Below are 16,542 nucleotides of genomic sequence, written 5' to 3'. Positions count from 1 at the left end.
CCCGGCGTGCCGCGGTGGCCCCGGCCGCCGCGCCCCCCCGCCGCCGGCCGCCCGGCCCGCCCCCCCCCCCCACCCACGCCCCCCCCCCCCGCGCCCCCCCCCCCCCCCCCCCCCCCACTACAGGCTCGTGCGAGGCAGCATCTCTACGACTCTACAGTCGCCACCTGCCAATCCTGATCCGTCATTACCCGTTTCTGCCGATGCAGCGCTGGCATCCGTCTGCCAGCATTGATAACGGCGTAAACGGATACGAACATGGCGGTTCAACCAGGCACGGATTGCCCGCAACCAAGCCAGCGAAACATCGCCGTCGCCGGCAAGGCCGTGGCCACCTGTTTATTGGCCGGTATCTGTACCGCCATCCTGACGCCAGCTCTGCCTCCAGCAACGCCGCGCTGGATCGCTCTACTGGCAGGAATACTGCTATGGCTGGCAACCCCGCGCTGGCGCTGGCTGGGCGCATTGCTGGCCGGGTTCGGCTGGACCTGCCTGCAGGTAGGCTGGAGTTTGGATCAACAGTTGGCACTGACAAGGGAGGCGCAGGAGCTCACCCTGACCGGTGTTGTAAGCACGCTTCCCCAGCACGAAACGCGGCGCACTCGCTTTCACCTGCGGCTGGATACGCACACTGACCTGCCTGCAGATCTGCGCGGACGATTGCTGCAGGTGTCCTGGTACGACGACTTCGGCGCGAAGCAGCCAGGCGCGCGCATGCAGTTGCACGCAGGTGAGCGTTGGCAGATGGGCCTGCGTTTGCGCGGCCCGCGTGGCTTGGTCAACCCCGGTGGCTTCGATGCAGAGAAACATGCCCTGGCTCAAGGCATTGCTGCCAGTGGCGTTGTTCGCCAGGCGCCAATGCCGCAGCGACTGTCGACTGCCGCGGGTGTGCTCGCATGGCGTGAACACATGGCCGCACGCATTGCTGCGCTGGTGCCAGCCACCTCCTCGCGCTATGTACAGGCCTTGGCGTTGGGAGATACCCGCGGGCTGGGCGAGAAGGACTGGCAGGTGTTGCGGGCGACCGGGTTGACACACCTGATCGCGATCTCGGGATTCCATGTCGGAATGGTTGCGCTATGCACCGCATGGCTGGTGGCAGGGCTCTGGCGGCTGTTGCCGTGGCTTGGTCGGTACTGTCCGCGTCCGCAGGCAGTCGCCATCGGCGCGCTGTTCGGCGCAACGGTGTATGCGGCGGTGGCCGGATTCGGTTTGCCGACAGTGCGCACCGTGCTGATGGTTGCGGTGGTGGTGCTGGCGCGGCTCGGTCGCAGGCCGGTGGATGTGGCAGGTACGCTGGCGCTGGCAGCCTTGGCGGTGCTGATTCCGGCGCCGCTGTCGGTGTTGACGGCGGGGTTCTGGCTCAGCTTTGCCGGAGTGGCGTGGTTGTTGTGGTGCCTGCCGGAACGTGTGCATTGGTTGTGGGGCTTTCTGTCGGCGCAGCGCGTGGCGACGCTGGGGTTGTTGCCGCTGACGGTGATGCTGTTTGGCCAGGCATCGGCAATCGGGCCTGTGGCCAATCTTGTGGCGATCCCGTGGTGGAGCCTGGTGGTGGTGCCGTTGGCATTGATGGGCACCGCGCTGGAGGCGATCTGGGCGGGAGCGGGAGGTTTGGCCTGGCGCGCCTCGGCATGGTGCTTCGATCTGAGTTGGCCGCTGTTCGAGGTGTTGGGTAGTGGCCGCTATTCACTGTGGTGGTTGCCCGAGCCGGCATGGTTTGCAGTGCCGTTGGCGTTACTCGGCGCGGTCTGGCTGTTGTTGCCAGCGGGGATTCCCGGCAAGTGCTTTGCCGCCTTGCTTTGGCTGCCGCTGTGCCTGCCATGGTGGGACAGGCCAGGCCCGGGCGAGTTCGAGCTTGTTACCTTGGATGCGGGTCAGGGCCTGGCGGTGCTGGTGCGTACACGTCACCACAGCTTGCTGTTCGATACCGGGCCTGCGGTGGCCGATGGTTTTGATGCTGGCGAACGCGTGGTGGTGCCAGCGTTGCGAGCCTTGGGTGTACGGCGCCTTGATCGGCTGGTGATCAGTCATGGCGATCATGATCATGCGGGAGGGCTGCCGGCGGTGCAGGCTGTACTGCCGCCGGCGGCGGTACTGATGCCGCCTGGCCTGGCGCTGGACGCGGGCGGGGCTGGAATGGCCTGCGCGGCAGGCCAGGTCTGGCGCTGGGATGGCGTGAGGTTTGAATTCCTGCACCCCACGCCAGCCTTCCCGTATATGGGGAACGAGTCCAGTTGCGTGCTGCGGGTACAGGGCGCGCACGGGGCCGCGTTGTTGACTGGCGATATCGGTGAGGTGATTGAACAGCGCCTGCTCAAGCACATGCTGGCCAAATTGCAGGCGGATGTTGTGCTGGTTGGCCACCACGGCAGCGGCGGGTCCTCCAGTCATCGCTTCGTCGCGGCAACCGACGCGCGACTGGCGCTGATCTCCAGTGGCCATGGGAATCGCTTCGGCCACCCGCGCGGTGACGTGGTGGCCCGCTGGCAGCGGTCCGGGGCCGAGGTGCTGACCACGGCCGAGAGCGGGGCGCTGCATGTCTGGCTGGGCAAGCGGGGCTTGCAGCTGCGTGAGCGCAGAATCTGGCGTACAAGGTCATGGGACGCCGCTGAGCGGGCGCGGGCGGCTGCTATCCTATCCGACATCAAATACGCGGCCACGGCGCCGGAGGGTTGAAACGTGTGGGAATTGGTCAAAGCCGGCGGATGGCCGATGGTGCCGTTGCTGTTGTTGGGCGTGCTGGCCTTGGCGATCGTCCTGGAGCGTTTCTGGAGCCTGCGCCGTAACGAGGTGCTGCCGCCGGGTCTGGGCCAGGAGGTCCGCAACTGGGCTGCGCGCGGTAAGCTGGACGCCTCGCATATCGACTCCCTGCGTGCCAACTCGCCGCTCGGTGCCTTGCTGGCCGCTGCGCTCGAAGCGCGCAACCGCCCGCGTGACCAGATCCGCGAACGCATCGAAGACACTGGTCGCCACCTGGTACACCGGATGGGCCGTTTCCTCAATGCGCTGGGCACCATCGCCTCGGCTGGCCCGCTGCTGGGCTTGCTGGGCACCGTGGTCGGCATGATCCAGATGTTCCTGGGCATCCTCGATCACGGCGTGGGCGATGTGGGCCAGCTCGCCGGCGGTATCGGCAAGGCCTTGGTCTGCACTGCGACCGGCATGATGGTGGCGATCCCGGCCCTGATGTTCCATCGCTATTTCCGTGGCCTGATTGATGGCTATGTGATCGAGATGGAGCAAGAAGCCAGTGCGTTGCTGGATGCGCTCGATGGCCGTCCAGCAGTGATGGCTGCCAGCAAGGCTGCCGCGCCGCGTCCGGCAGCGACCGAGAAGGCCTGAGCACATGCGGATTGGTAGCAATCGCACGCAGGATGAGCCGCATATCGATCTGGTGCCCTTGATCGACGTGATCCTGGTGCTGATCATTTTCTTCGTGGTCACCACCACCTTTGATGCGCGCTCGACGCTGCAGGTGCAGTTGCCCACGGCCAGCGAGCAGAAGACCAGCGCACCGCAGAGCTCGCTGAGCGTGCTGGTCAATGCCGACGGCCGTTACTTCGTCAACGATCAGGAAGTGCTGCGCACCGACATTGAATCGCTGAAGCAGATCATCACGCAGCTGGCCGGTACTGACCGCGAGCAGAGCGTGCTGCTGCGTGCCGATGCGCGCACGCCCTATCAAGCCGTGGTCACCGCGCAGGACGCGTTGGGTCAGCTCGGGTTCCGCCGGATTGCGATTGCCACCGCGCCGGAAGCCAAGCAATGAGTGACAACGCCTCGGCCTGGAAGGTCTACAAGCGCCTGCTTGCTTTTGCCAAACCCTATCGGGCGCTGTTGTTGGTCGCCGGTGTGGGCATGCTGATTGAAGCTGGCGCAGGCATGGGTTTCTTGGCATTGATGAGCCCGATCACCAACAACCTGGTGAATCCGGAGGACATCAATCCCTGGATGCCACTGGCTGTCATCGGCTTGTTTCTGGTGCGTGGCGCTGCGGGCTACCTGACCGACATGGGCATGGGCAAGGCTGCGCGCAGCATCGCTCGTGATCTGCGCGTGCGTGTGCTTGGCAAGTATCTTCGTCTACCCGGTCAACGCTTCGATGGCGAACCCGTCCCGTCGATGTTGGTCCGGCTCGGTTCTGACAGCGATCAGGTGGCGCAGGCTGCGATCGATGCGATGAAGGTGGTGTTGCAGCAATCGTTGCAGGCCCTAGGCTCGCTGATAATGATGTTCTATTACAGCTGGCAGGTGACGCTGGCCATCTTCGTCCTGGCACCACCTTTGGCGTGGGTGATGAACAAAGTGGCAAAGCGCTACCGCCGCATCAGCCATCGTATACAGGAGAGCGGGGCCGAGCTGCTGCAGGCAGCGGATCAGGCGCTGTCCAGTCATCAGGAGGTAAAGATCTACGGTGCACAGCCCAATGAAATGGGGCGCTATTCTTCGCTTGCCAACAACAATCTGCGCTTGGCGATGAAGGTTGAGAGCACTCGCAGTATTTCCTCCGGAATGGTGCAGTTGATTGGAGCCATAGGGTTGGCCGCGTTGCTGTTCATTGCGGGCCATGAGGCTGCAGCCGGTCGCTTGACTGTTGGTGATTTCGTGTCGCTGCTGATGGCAATGCTGACCATCATCCCCGCACTGAAGCAGCTGACCAACGTGCAGAACATGACCCAGCGCGGCATCGCCTCGGCGCAGCGTCTGTTCCATGTTCTGGATGCGCAGGATGAAGTGGACAGCGGCAACCTGCCGCTGCAGCGCGCCGACGGCCTGCTGGAGTTCCGTCACGTTACTGCCCGTTATGCGGGGCAGGCCAAGCCTGCGCTGGAAGACATCAGCTTCATTGCCAGACCGGGCACGGTGACTGCCATCGTAGGCCGCTCCGGCAGTGGCAAGTCGACCTTGATCAAGCTGATTCCGCGTTTCTATGAAATCGAGGCCGGGCAGATCCTGCTTGATGGGCATCCGTTGCAGGACTACAAGCTGGCCGATCTGCGCCGGCAGATCGCTCTGGTAGGCCAGCAGGTGACCTTGTTCAACGGCAGCATTGCCGAGAACGTGGCCTATGGTGAGTTGCAGCAGCGCAGCGACACCCAGCTGCAGCAAGCCATTGAAGGGGCAAACGCCAGCGAGTTCGTCGAGCAGTTGCCGCAGGGTGTGGATGCGCCGGTTGGGGCCAAGGGCAGTCGCCTTTCCGGCGGCCAGCGCCAGCGCCTGGCGATTGCCCGTGCAATGCTCAAGGACGCGCCTATCCTGATCCTGGACGAGGCGACTGCTGCGTTGGACAACGAATCCGAGCGGTTGGTGCAGGATGCACTGCAGAAGCTGATGCCCGACCGCACCACGCTGGTCATCGCCCATCGCCTGTCCACCATCGAGCACGCAGACCAGGTGCTGGTGATGGATCAGGGGCGCATCGTCGAACGTGGTACCCACGCCGAGTTGCTGGCATTGGGTGGCTTGTACGAACACCTGCATAGCATGCAGTTCCGCGATAGGCCCGAATGATGGCCAAGCAAGGACCGCAAACGCCGGCCTACTGGTATGGCGATGCACCGGTGCCGCTGCCGGCACGCCTGTTGGCGCCACTGTATGGTGCGGTGACGGGGCTGCGTCGCAGCCTGTACCGACGCGGCTGGCTGCGCGCCCGCCAGGTGCCGTTGCCGGTGATCGTGGTTGGCAATATCACCGCCGGTGGCACCGGCAAGACGCCGCTGACCATCGCGCTGGTCAATCGCCTGCGTGAGGCCGGCTGGAAGCCCGGTGTCGCCAGTCGCGGCTACGGCCGTGACCAGGCCGATACGGCGCGCTGGGTCACCGCGGACATGGACGTGGGGTTGGGCGGCGACGAGCCGGTGCTGATTGCGTGGAAAACCGGCGTGCCGGTACGGGTGGACAAGGACCGGGTTGCGGCGGCCAAGGCCTTGCTGGACGCCGGCTGCGATGTGGTGGTCTGCGACGATGGCCTTCAGCATTACCGCTTGGCCCGCGACATCGAGATCGAGGTGGTGGATGCGGTGCGTCGTTATGGCAACGGCAAGCTGCTGCCGGCTGGGCCGCTGCGCGAGCCGGTGTCACGCGCAGCGCACTGCGATTTCCGCGTGGTCAATCTCGGCCAGGCCAGTGACGCTGGCGAGCAGGCGGCCGACTCCGGCTTTGGTGAGTGGGCGATGCGCCTGTCCATCGATGTTGCGCGACCGTTGAAGGGTGGCCGCGACAAACCGTTGAAGTCATTCGCAGGGCTGCGTGTGCACGCGGTGGCCGGTATCGCCAATCCGCAGCGGTTTTTCCAGATGCTGCGTACCCGCGATATCGGTGTGGTGCCGCATGCCTTTGCTGACCATCATCGCTACACACCGCAAGACCTGTCCTTCGGTAGCGAGCTGCCGGTACTGATGACCGAGAAAGACGCAGTCAAATGCCAGGGTTTCGCCACGGCGTGGCACTACGCTGTGCCGCTGCAGGCCGAATTGCCGGCAGCATTCTGGGTAGCCTTGCTCGACCGGCTGGGCAAGCTGTCCCGCGGCTGATGCATGCCGTTGTTGCGCGTGTTGGAAGGAGTTGAGATGAGTAACGTTCCCGAATTCGTGGTGGCCATTCCGGCTCGCTATGCCTCCACCCGCTTGCCCGGCAAGCCCTTGGCGCTGATCGCCGGGGAGCCCATGGTGCTGCACGTGGCGCGCCGCGCCCTGGCTGCAGGTGCCCGCGAGGTCTGGGTGGCTACCGATGACGCGCGTATCACGGAGGCGGTGGCCGGATTGCCCGGCATCCACGTCGCGATGACCGATCCGGCGCATGCCTCCGGCACCGATCGTCTGGCCGAATGCGCGCGCCAGGCCGGCTGGGCTGATGACGTGATCGTGGTGAACCTGCAGGGCGATGAGCCGTTCGCTCCGGCCGAGGGAATCCAGGCGGTGGCGACGATTCTTGCCGGCAGCGGTGCGCCGATGTCGACCCTGGCAACGCTGGTGGAAGACGCCCCGACCCTGTTTGATCCCAATGTGGTCAAGCTGGTCCGTAATGCAAAGGGGGACGCCCTGTACTTCAGCCGCGCCCCGATTCCCTGGCATCGCGATGGCTTTGCCCTCAGCCGTGATGCGCTGCCGCCTGGGCGGCAATGGCTGCGGCATATCGGCATCTACGGCTACCGGGCAGGTTTCCTGCAGCAGTTCGCCGCCATGCCGCCCGGCAGCCTGGAGCAGATCGAGTCGCTGGAGCAGCTGCGGGTTCTGGAGGCTGGCTTCCGTATCGCAGTGGGCCTGTCCCCCGCGCCGTTCCCGCCGGGGATCGACACCCCGGAAGACCTGCACCGCGCCGAAGCGCAGATGAGGGCTTCACGGTGAAACTGTTGGTGGTCTGCCTGGGCAATATCTGCCGCTCGCCGATGGGCGAGGGCGTCTTGCGCGCGAAGATTGCCGGGGCAGGGCTGGACAGCTGGGTCGAGGTTGATTCAGCCGGCACCTCGGGCCATTGGCATGCAGGGCGCGGACCAGATCCACGCGCGATTGCCTGCGCGCGCCAGCACGGGGTGGATATCGCAGCCCAGCGCGCGCGCCAGCTGCGGGCCGAGGACTTCGACGAATACGACCTGATCCTGTGTGCTGACCGCGCCAACCTGCGCGATGCACAGGCGCTGGCGCCGAGCGGGTTGGATACGCGCGCGGTGCTGTGGCTGCCTTGGGCGGGCATCGACGGCACCGATGAAGTCCCTGACCCTTATTACGGTGGCGTGAGAGATTTCGAGCACAGCTGGGCACTGCTCGATACTGCGGCCCAGGCCACAGTGCGCCGCCTGTCGCGGCGCGACGACTCCGGCATAATCCCTGCATGAACGAAAACCGCGTAACGGAACTGCCCACGTCCGCTATCTGGCTGAATGCAGCGCCTGCGACCCTGCGCGACATGCGAGGTCGCCCGCTGGTACTGGCCTTCGTCAACGGCGCCTCGGTGTGGTGCATGCAGCGCGTGGCCGAGGTCATGCGCTGGCAGGCTCGCAACCCTGGCCGGGTGCAGCTGCTGGTCGTGCAGGTGCCCAGATTCGAGTTCGAGCGCGAGCCGCAGCACGCGCTGAAGCTGCTGCGCCGCCAGGGCGTCAACGCCCCCATCGTGCTGGATGCGCAGTGGGATGCGTGGCGGAAATTTGATGTGCAGTCGTGGCCCACCTTGCTGATGCTCGATGCGTACGGCCAGGAGCGCGAGCGCCTGGTCGGCGCGAACGGCGATCTGGAGCGTGCGTTGAGCAGCCTGAGCGAAGGCGTGATGCGCCCGCTCGACGATGACGGCGACAGCACCCGCGAACTCAATGCCGAACCTCGCCTGCCGCTGCTGTTCCCGGCCGGCCTGGTCGCCACGGCGGATCGACTTTACGTTGCCGATACCGGTCACCATCGGGTGCTTGAATGCACCCACGAAGGGCGCGTGCTGCGCCAGTTTGGTCTGGGCAGCGCCGACCTGATCAACGGCGGCGTCGGTGAGGCGGCCTTCAATCGGCCGCAGGGTTTGGCGCTGGTCCGCGAGATCCTGTACGTGGCCGACACCGGCAACCACGCGCTGCGCAGCATCAATCTGATCAGTGGGCAGGTGGATACCCTGTGCGGCAATGGCCGTGCCGGTGATCCGCGTGCCGGCGTGCTGGCCCAGCCCTGGGACAGCCCGCTCAATTACCCGGCAGCAGTGGCGGTTGCGGACAACCAGGTTCATATCGCCATGGCAGGTGACAACCACATCTGGAGCTATGACCTGGGTACTCGCGAGCTGCGCTGGCGGGCCGGTGCCGGTGCGGTGGAAGTGCGCGATGGCAGCGGTCATCTAGCCGCATTCGCGCAGCCCTGCAGTCTGGTGGCGGTCCAGCAGACTCTTTACGTCTGCGACGCGCTGGGCTCGGCGATACGTTCGGTGCAACTGCGTGGCGATCTGGTGCAGACCCTGGTGGGGCAGGGGCCGTGGGAGTCGGGCAATGTTGACGGCCCGCGCCTGCGTGCACGCCTGCAGTATCCGCTGGCGTTGGCAATGGGGCCGGACTCGCCGTTGCTGTGGATCGCCGATGCCGGCAATGGTTCGCTGCGTACCTTGCGGTTGGGTGGCGGTGACCTTTCGACCGTCAATCTGCCGCGTCGCCTGCATGGCCCTGCCGCCTTGGCCGTAGCGGCTGGTGCCATCTGGATTGCCGAGGCCGATGCGCATGCCGTGCTGCGTTTTGATCCGCTCAGCGGCGAACTGAGCGAAGTGCCGATTGAAGGATGACCGCCGTAGTTGCCAATGAATTCGATGGCAAGGCCTTCGCAGCGGCGCTGAGTACCGCGCCAGGGGTGTACCGGATGTACGCTGCGGACGACACCTTGCTGTATGTGGGCAAGGCAGGTGCGCTTCGTAAGCGGGTGGGCAGCTACTTCAATGGCTCGCCGAAGAGCCGCCGCATCATGATGATGCTGTCGCAGGTGGCGCGGATGGACGTTACCGTCACCCGCACCGAGGCCGAAGCGCTGCTGCTGGAAAACCAGCTGATCAAGTCGCTGAACCCGCGTTACAACGTCTCGCTGCGTGATGACAAAACCTACCCGCAGGTGTTGTTGACCCGCGAGCAATGGCCGCGGATTGCCCTGCATCGCGGGCCGCGGGCGCTGCCCGGGCGTTACTACGGCCCCTATCCGGGTGTCGGTGCGGTGCGCGAAACGCTGAACCTGATGCACAAGCTGTTCAAGCTGCGTAGCTGCGAGGACAGCGTGTTCCGCAACCGCTCGCGGCCCTGCCTGCAATACCAGATTGGTCGTTGCAGCGCGCCCTGTGTGGAGCTGGTGGCGCAGGCCGAGTACGACGAGTCGGTGCGGCGCGCGGCGATGTTCCTCGACGGCAAGAGCGATCAGCTCGCCGATGAATTGATGCAGGCCATGCAGCAGGCCAGTGACGCGCTGGAGTTCGAGCGTGCCGCGCGGCTGCGTGATCTGGTGGCATCGCTGCGCAGCATGCAGAACCGCCAATACGTGGATGGCCGTGCCGCCGATCTGGATGTGCTGGCGTGCGCCACGCAGGGCGGCAGTGCCTGCGTGATGCTGTTGGCGTTCCGCGATGGCCGCAACCTGGGCACGCGCGCGTTCTTCCCGCGCACCAATGGCGAAGACAGTGCCGAAGAGGTGCTGGCCGCGTTTGTCTCGCAGTACTACATCGAGCACGCACCGCCGCCGGAAGTGCTGCTGGATAGGCAGATTCCCGATGCGGAGATGCTCGAGGCCGCGCTCAGTGCATCGGCCGAGCGCAAGGTCGTGCTGAAGTGGAACGTGCGCGGGGAGCGCGCAGGTTACGTGGAGCTGGCCAGTCGCAACGCGCAGATCACCCTGGTCGCCGAGATGGACAGTGCCGGCGCACAGCAGGCACGCAGTGAAGCGGTGCGCGAGATGCTGGGGCTGGCCGAGCCGGTCAAGCGCGTGGAGTGCTTCGATATCAGTCACACCATGGGCGAGGCCACCGTGGCCTCCTGCGTGGTGTTTGACGCCGCCGGGCCGGTGCGCGCGCAGTACCGGCGCTACAACATCAGTGGCATCGAGCCGGGCGACGATTACGCCGCCATGCGCCAGGCCATCGACCGGCGTTTCCGCCGCGCGGTGGAGGAGGGTGGGGTGTTGCCGGATGTATTGCTGATCGACGGCGGTGCCGGACAGTTGGCACAGGCACAGGCCGCGCTGGCCGATCTGGGCGTTGAAGGAGTGATGCTGGTCGGCGTGGCCAAAGGCGTGGAGCGCCGCGCCGGTCACGAAGCGCTGGTGTTGCCCGATGGCCGCGAGTTGCGCCCGGGCGCAGCCTCACCGGCCCTGCAGTTCATCCAGCAGGTGCGTGACGAAGCCCATCGCTTTGCCATTACCGGGCATCGTGGGCGTCGCCAAAAGGCGCGCATGACCAGCAAGCTGGAAGACATTGCCGGCATCGGCCCGCGTCGGCGCGCCAGCCTGCTCAAGCATTTTGGCGGCATTGCCGGCCTGAAAGCCGCGGGCGAGGCTGAAATCGCCCGCGTGGAAGGCATCAATGCCGCCCTCGCTGCGCGTATCTACGCTAACCTTCATGGTCTGTCGGTACCCGATCCGGCAGCGGAGTAATGTTGTAATGAAATTGACCATCCCCACCTGGCTGACGCTGCTGCGGATCCTGATGATCCCTGTGCTGGTGCTGGTGTTCTACCTGCCCTATGCCTGGACCAACTTCGCCTCGGCGGCGATTTTCGGCCTGGCGGCGATCACCGATTGGCTGGATGGCTGGGTGGCACGGCGGTATGAGCTGCACTCGGCGTTCGGTGCATTCCTCGACCCGGTGGCGGACAAGTTGATGGTGGCGGTTGCCTTGTTCCTGATCGTGCAGGGGCACCCGACGCCGTGGATGGCGTTCTGGGCGGCGGTGATCGTTGGCCGTGAAATCGCGGTATCGGCGCTGCGCGAATGGATGGCCGAGATCGGCCAGCGTGCCAAGGTGCGGGTGGCGATGATCGGCAAGGTCAAGACCACCGCGCAGATGGTGGCGCTGTTGTGCCTGCTGTACTCGGTGTCGCCCAATACCTCGTACAAAACCATCTGGATGGGCGAGCCGGTTTTCCACATTGGTGACTGGATGTTGGCCATCGCCGCTTTGCTGACTCTGGTGTCTGCGCTGCAGTACCTGCGTGCGGCGTGGCCGAGCCTGCGTGAAGACGAAAAAGCCGCAAGGAATGGCGCAGTTAAAAAGTGAACAGGCTGTTGACACTGCGCCCAATGCATGTAGAATTTCGCCTCCCAAGCGGGAATAGCTCAGTTGGTAGAGCGCAACCTTGCCAAGGTTGAGGTCGCGAGTTCGAGTCTCGTTTCCCGCTCCAGTTTCAAGCATCGATCCTTGTTCATTCATGGCTTGATGGGTAAATAGATGTAGCAAGCCTGCGGGAATAGCTCAGTTGGTAGAGCGCAACCTTGCCAAGGTTGAGGTCGCGAGTTCGAGTCTCGTTTCCCGCTCCAGTCTTGCGACACATCTCGGATGTTGGTGCCCTGCTCGGCAGGCGCTGCATTCAATCCGCGGGAATAGCTCAGTTGGTAGAGCGCAACCTTGCCAAGGTTGAGGTCGCGAGTTCGAGTCTCGTTTCCCGCTCCAGATAATGGCCTGCAGATTCCATGTGATATCTGCAGGTAAAGAAAAGCCCCTGACGGGGCTTTTTTATTGTCCGGTGGTTTTGCTTGCAGCTACTGCTGCCGGTGCCGGCAGCAGTAGCGATGCCAAGGAGTGTTCAGCGAGCGCCGTGCACCGCGGGTTCCGCGGCCGGGGTGTGCGCCGCTGCACTCCACGCCCGCAGTCCGACCACGGCAAGGCCGAGGAAGAACACGTACAGCGCCGCAGTCACATGCAGTGACTTGAACAGATACGCGCCCACGTACACCACGTCGACCACGATCCACAGCCACCAGGTGGCGGTGTGACGGCGTGCCTGCCACCACTGTGCGACTAGGCTCAATCCGGTCAGCATCGCGTCCAGCCACGGCAGCGATGCATCGGTGAAGCTGTGCATGCCGGCGCCGAGTGCGATGCCGCCAAGCAAGCCGATGCCCAGGTCACGCAGCATCTTGCTGCGCGACAAGGGCACGATGCGCACGCTGCCTTCGTCGGCGGCGTGGCGCCGCCAGTTGATCCAGCCGTAGACCAGAAAAACGGCGAAGGCGAGCTGCAGCAGGGTGTCCGAGTACAACTTGGCCTCGGCGAACACCAATGCATACAGTGCAACCGACAGCAGGCCGACCGGCCACGCAACCATTCGCCGTTGCGCCATCAACCAGACGCCGAGAATGCTGCATAGCGCGGCCGACCATTCGAGCGTTGCGCTGTTCACAGCGCGAAGCTCACCGACACGCGAGCCTGCCGCGGTGCGCCCGGGAACAGGTAGTAGTCACCCATGCTGCTGCCGGTGTCGCGCCAGTAGAAGCGGTTGAAGAGATTGTCCACCGACAGGTTCCAGCTCACTGCATGGCCCTGCAACTGGTGCTGGAAGCGCAGGCCTGCATCGAACAGGTTGTAGCTCGGTGCGCGTACCGCGCCATCAGCGCGCGCGGTATTGGCCGAGGCGTAACGCCAGCCGCCGGTCAGGTCCAGGCCTTCAACGAATGGCAGCGCATAGCTCAGGTGCACGCTGCTCCGCAGCTTGGGTACGTTGACCAGCTGATGGCCTTGGTAGCTCGGCGTGCCGGTGTCGCGCGCACGCGCCTGCAACACGCTGGCGCTGGCGGTGATCTGCAATGCATCGGTGAGCTGGCCGTTGGCGGTCAGCTCCAGGCCGACGTGCGCCTGCTTGCCTTGCTCGACGAAGGTGTAGCCGACATCACTGTCGTCGGGCTTTGCGTACTGGTAGGGCTGGGTGGTGCGGAACAGTGCCGCGCCCAGGGTCAGCTGCTCGCTGCTGGCGTACTTCACGCCGACTTCGAGCTGGCGCGACTGCACTGCCGGCAGGAAGGTATCGGCGTTGGCGGTCCAGAAAGGTGCTTCCTGGCCAAGCGAAATGCCTTCGACATAGCTGGCATAGGCGTTGATGCTGTCGCTGGCCTTCCACATCACGGCGGTCTGCGGCAGGAAGCGCGATAGGCGGCTGCGGCGTTGCGGGTTGCCGCGCTTGTCGTAGGCGCGTTCGTCCAGGCGCACGTAGCGGCCGCCGGCCAGCCATTGCCAGTCTTCATTGAGCTGGATGCGGTCCAGTGCGAAGACGGCGGTCTGGCGGCTGTCCAGGCGACGTACGGATGCGCCAGGCATCAATGGTGAGGGCTCGAATACCGGCAGCTGCTTGTCGTGGATGTTGACGGTGCCGACGTACTCGTTGACGTTGCGGCGCTTGTCCACGGTGCGGCGGAACTGGTCGGCACCGATGGTCAGCTGGTGGCCGATGCTGCCGGTGTCGAAGCTGCCACGCAGCTCGGCGCGCAGCTCCTGGTTGCGACGGGTGTCGTCCGGGCTGCGGTAGTCGTAAATGTCGTAGTCACCGTTGGGGGCGAAGTAATTGCCCGGCACGCTGCCATCGGCGCATTGCGCGGCGTAGTAGCAGCCATAGGCGAAGGCGACGTTGTCGTCGATCACCGTGCGGCTGTGGCTGACCGCCAGCCGTGACTGCCAGTTCGCATTGAAGTCGTAGGTATGCAATGCGGTGATATTGGTGCTGGCAATGCCTACCGGCTGCTGCCACGGCTGGTAGCCGAGCAACTGCTCGCGGTCCACGCCGGTCGGCAGTTTGCTCGCGCCCAGCAGTTGATAGCCGGAAGCCGAACGCTGCGCGCTGGTCTGGTAGTTGGCGTCGACTTCGAGCTTGCCGTGCTCGCCGATCAGCCAGTCGGTCGCAAGCGAGTAGAAGTTGCGGCGGCCATCGGCATGTTCGATGTAGGAGCTGCTGTCGTCCCATGCTGCGTTGAAGCGCAGGCCGATGCGCGGGGTCAGCCAATGACCAACGTCGATGGCGGCATAGCGCGAGCCCTCGTTGTCGGTGCCGAGGGTGACGGAGCGCACTTCGGCCGGCCGCTTGCCGACGTAGTTGATGATGCCGCCGGGCGCCATCACGCCGGCTGCCAGGCCAGCTTCACCCTTGAGCACTTCCACCGATTGCAGGTTCTCCAGTGCCAGGCGCTGTTCGCCGGCAATCGACATGCCGTTGAAGCGGTAGCCGGTGGCGGTGTCCAGCGCAAAGCCTCGGATCGCAACGTTCTGGTAGTAGCCGACCGGGGCGTAGGCATCGCCCAGCGAGGCGTCATTGCTGGCCAGTTCGGACAGCGAGCGGACCTGCTGGTGGTCGAGGAAGTCGCGGTCCAGCACGTTCATCGATGCCGGCGTGCTTTTCCAGTCGCCGCTGCCAAAGCTGTTGGCGCGGGAATTGTCCGCGTCCGGCTGGCGGGCCTGCACGCGCACGGCGGCCAGTTCGGTCGGGGAGTGTTCGGCAGCCGCATCGAGGCCGGTGTCGCTGGCGTACAGCGGCAGGGCGGTGCTCAGGGCGAGAGACAACAGCGTGGGGCGCAGGCAGCGGTTCATTCGATTCGTCTTCAGGCAACAAGGGAGACGAAGCGAAGGCGCGCATGCGCAGCGCCAATGACGGCGCTACGCTTGCTGCTCAAAGCTCCCTACGCCGGTGCAAACCGGATCAGGTTCCAAGGGACTCTCTCAGCCTGGCAAATCCAGGCACCCCCGCTTCAGGGCGCCATTTCACTACAAATGCGAATGATTTGCGAGTCGGGCCGCTTCAGGCGGCGGCGTGCAGGGCATGCAACAAGGCTTGGCCGTGGTGGCTGGCGAACCATTCAGGGTGGCCGAGCATGAACGGCTGCCAGGCGACATCGGCATTGGCGGTGGAGCCGGTGACACCTTCGAAATACTCGACTTCGGACAGTGCAAAGTCGAAATGCACCATTGGCAGCAGGTCGGCCAGCAGGTGTACCCGTTCGGCCGACAAGGGCAACACTTCGCGGTAGCCGTCGAGCAGGGCCAATGCGATATCGATACGTACCGCCTCGGCGCCGCGTTCCAGTTCCAGCCAGGCCACGGCATTGCGTTCGATGGCGGTGGCCAGATCGAACAAGGCGCTGGTGGGGGAGGCCAGGCCGAAGTCGAGCACGGCGTTGACCTGCATCGCGTTGTCGCCATGGCCCCACAGCAGGTTGGAGACATGCCAGTCGTTGTGCGCCCACAGCGGCGCTTCGGCCTGCAGGCGCGCGGACAGTCCGGCGTGCCAGGGCAGGACGCTGCACTGCAGTTGTTGCTCCCAGGGAATGCGGGCCAGATAGCGGGCAAGCCCGGGGCGGTTGTGCAGGTCGGCCTTGAGTGCGGCGATCGGATCCTCGGCGCGGATCAGTTCATCGCGGGCGACCAGCAGGTGGGTGCTGCGCTGGGGCGCGTGATAACTGGCTGAAGCGCGGTGCAGGGTTGCCAGCATGCGGCCGGCAGCGCGTGCGCGTTCGACCTCGGTCAGCAGCGTCCACGACGGGGCGTCGCGGTACAGGTCCTGGCCGTCGGCCACGGCGTGCAGCTCGTAGGTCCAATCTCCACGCCCGATGGCGGTTTCGCCACCGTGGCTGCGCAGGAGCTGGGCGACCGGAACCCCGGCGGTGGCGAGGTGGGTGATGAATCGATGCTCTTCCAGCAAGCAGGCGGGACTGCGCACCAGTCGGTGGTGCCGTTTGACGAAGACCTTGCCGTGCGGGCCCGCAACAATGGCAGCGGCCGACATCGGTCGCGGACTGTGCCAAAGCACGGTGCCGCCAGCGTCCAGCTGCGGGTAATGACAGCCGAGCCAGGCAAGTTCAGTGGCCTCGATGGCGGGCCAGTCAGCAGCCACTTCATCGTTGTTCAGGCCTTGCACGCGGTGGGATTGCTGGGTCATTGGAACAGGCTGGGACAGGTGATACGAGGGAGGCGCGATGGTACGTCAGCCCCGCCGAACCTGCAGGCAACGCAGATCGGTGGTGGGGGGGCCCCGGCCGGCCGGGGGCGCGCCCGCCCGCGCCCCCCCCCCCCGGCGCGGGGGGGAGCCGGGGGGGGGCGCAAGGGAGGGGGCCCAAAACCCCCACGGATACG

At 65.1% G+C, this 16,542-nt stretch carries 13 protein-coding genes, 3 tRNA genes and 1 riboswitch; of the genes, 13 read left to right on the top strand and 3 right to left on the bottom strand.

The annotated features are described in order from the left end of the window. Positions 1-255: 255 nt before the first annotated feature. From ACVOLV_RS19655 to ACVOLV_RS19595, 13 genes are all read left to right on the top strand, one after another. Positions 256-2,673, top strand: a complete 2,418-nt coding sequence (locus ACVOLV_RS19655) for a DNA internalization-related competence protein ComEC/Rec2 (RefSeq protein WP_481555824.1) — start codon at positions 256-258, stop codon at positions 2,671-2,673. Between the two features lie 3 nt (positions 2,674-2,676). Beyond that, entirely contained in the window at positions 2,677-3,339 is a 663-nt protein-coding gene (locus tag ACVOLV_RS19650; protein ID WP_282270584.1) for a MotA/TolQ/ExbB proton channel family protein, read from the top strand. Between the two features lie 4 nt (positions 3,340-3,343). Then, on the top strand, positions 3,344-3,766 hold the full coding sequence (locus ACVOLV_RS19645; protein WP_481555823.1) for an ExbD/TolR family protein: 423 nt from the start codon (positions 3,344-3,346) through the stop codon (positions 3,764-3,766). Beyond that, positions 3,763-5,508, top strand: a complete 1,746-nt coding sequence (msbA, locus tag ACVOLV_RS19640; RefSeq protein ID WP_481555822.1) for a lipid A export permease/ATP-binding protein MsbA — start codon at positions 3,763-3,765, stop codon at positions 5,506-5,508. The genes ACVOLV_RS19645 and msbA overlap by 4 nt, the downstream gene beginning before the upstream one ends. Beyond that, entirely contained in the window at positions 5,508-6,530 is a 1,023-nt protein-coding gene (gene lpxK, locus ACVOLV_RS19635) for a tetraacyldisaccharide 4'-kinase (RefSeq protein WP_481555821.1), read from the top strand. The genes msbA and lpxK overlap by 1 nt, the downstream gene beginning before the upstream one ends. Positions 6,531-6,566: 36 nt before the next feature. Then, positions 6,567-7,343, top strand: a complete 777-nt coding sequence (kdsB, locus tag ACVOLV_RS19630; protein WP_481555820.1) for a 3-deoxy-manno-octulosonate cytidylyltransferase — start codon at positions 6,567-6,569, stop codon at positions 7,341-7,343. Then, a complete protein-coding gene (locus ACVOLV_RS19625; protein WP_481555819.1) occupies positions 7,340-7,831 on the top strand; it encodes a low molecular weight protein-tyrosine-phosphatase in 492 nt (163 codons plus the stop codon). Before kdsB ends, ACVOLV_RS19625 begins: the two co-directional genes overlap by 4 nt. Further along, positions 7,828-9,243 carry a hypothetical protein gene (locus ACVOLV_RS19620; RefSeq protein WP_481555818.1) on the top strand — a complete coding sequence of 472 codons (1,416 nt, stop codon included), beginning with the start codon at positions 7,828-7,830 and terminating at the stop codon, positions 9,241-9,243. The genes ACVOLV_RS19625 and ACVOLV_RS19620 overlap by 4 nt, the downstream gene beginning before the upstream one ends. Beyond that, positions 9,240-11,087 (top strand): excinuclease ABC subunit UvrC, encoded by a 1,848-nt coding sequence (gene uvrC, locus ACVOLV_RS19615; protein WP_481555817.1) that lies wholly within the window; start codon positions 9,240-9,242, stop codon positions 11,085-11,087. The genes ACVOLV_RS19620 and uvrC overlap by 4 nt, the downstream gene beginning before the upstream one ends. A 7-nt stretch (positions 11,088-11,094) precedes the next feature. Next, positions 11,095-11,709: a CDP-diacylglycerol--glycerol-3-phosphate 3-phosphatidyltransferase gene (gene pgsA, locus ACVOLV_RS19610; protein ID WP_481555816.1), complete on the top strand. Its 615-nt coding sequence runs from the start codon at positions 11,095-11,097 to the stop codon at positions 11,707-11,709. 48 nt (positions 11,710-11,757) lie between these two features. Continuing rightward, positions 11,758-11,833: transfer RNA gene (locus ACVOLV_RS19605), tRNA-Gly, on the top strand. 60 nt (positions 11,834-11,893) lie between these two features. Then, positions 11,894-11,969 (top strand) — tRNA-Gly (locus tag ACVOLV_RS19600). Between the two features lie 57 nt (positions 11,970-12,026). Beyond that, a tRNA-Gly gene (locus ACVOLV_RS19595) sits at positions 12,027-12,102 on the top strand. Between the two features lie 133 nt (positions 12,103-12,235). Here the strand turns inward: ACVOLV_RS19595 and pnuC are convergent. From pnuC to ACVOLV_RS19580, 3 genes are all read right to left on the bottom strand, one after another. Further along, positions 12,236-12,832: a nicotinamide riboside transporter PnuC gene (pnuC, locus tag ACVOLV_RS19590; protein ID WP_481555815.1), complete on the bottom strand. Its 597-nt coding sequence runs from the start codon at positions 12,830-12,832 to the stop codon at positions 12,236-12,238. Next, positions 12,829-15,003 (bottom strand): TonB-dependent siderophore receptor, encoded by a 2,175-nt coding sequence (locus ACVOLV_RS19585; RefSeq protein ID WP_481555814.1) that lies wholly within the window; start codon positions 15,001-15,003, stop codon positions 12,829-12,831. Before ACVOLV_RS19585 ends, pnuC begins: the two co-directional genes overlap by 4 nt. Positions 15,004-15,072: 69 nt before the next feature. Next, positions 15,073-15,168: riboswitch (TPP riboswitch) on the bottom strand. Positions 15,169-15,211: 43 nt separating this feature from the next. Further along, positions 15,212-16,348, bottom strand: coding sequence for a phosphotransferase enzyme family protein (locus ACVOLV_RS19580; protein ID WP_481555813.1), 1,137 nt, complete (start codon positions 16,346-16,348; stop codon positions 15,212-15,214). Positions 16,349-16,542 lie beyond the last annotated feature (194 nt).

Source organism: Stenotrophomonas sp. STEN023, from assembly GCF_056760135.1.
The sequence above is the reverse complement of the archived record's forward strand: the minus strand, read 5'-3'. Positions and strand labels throughout refer to the sequence as shown.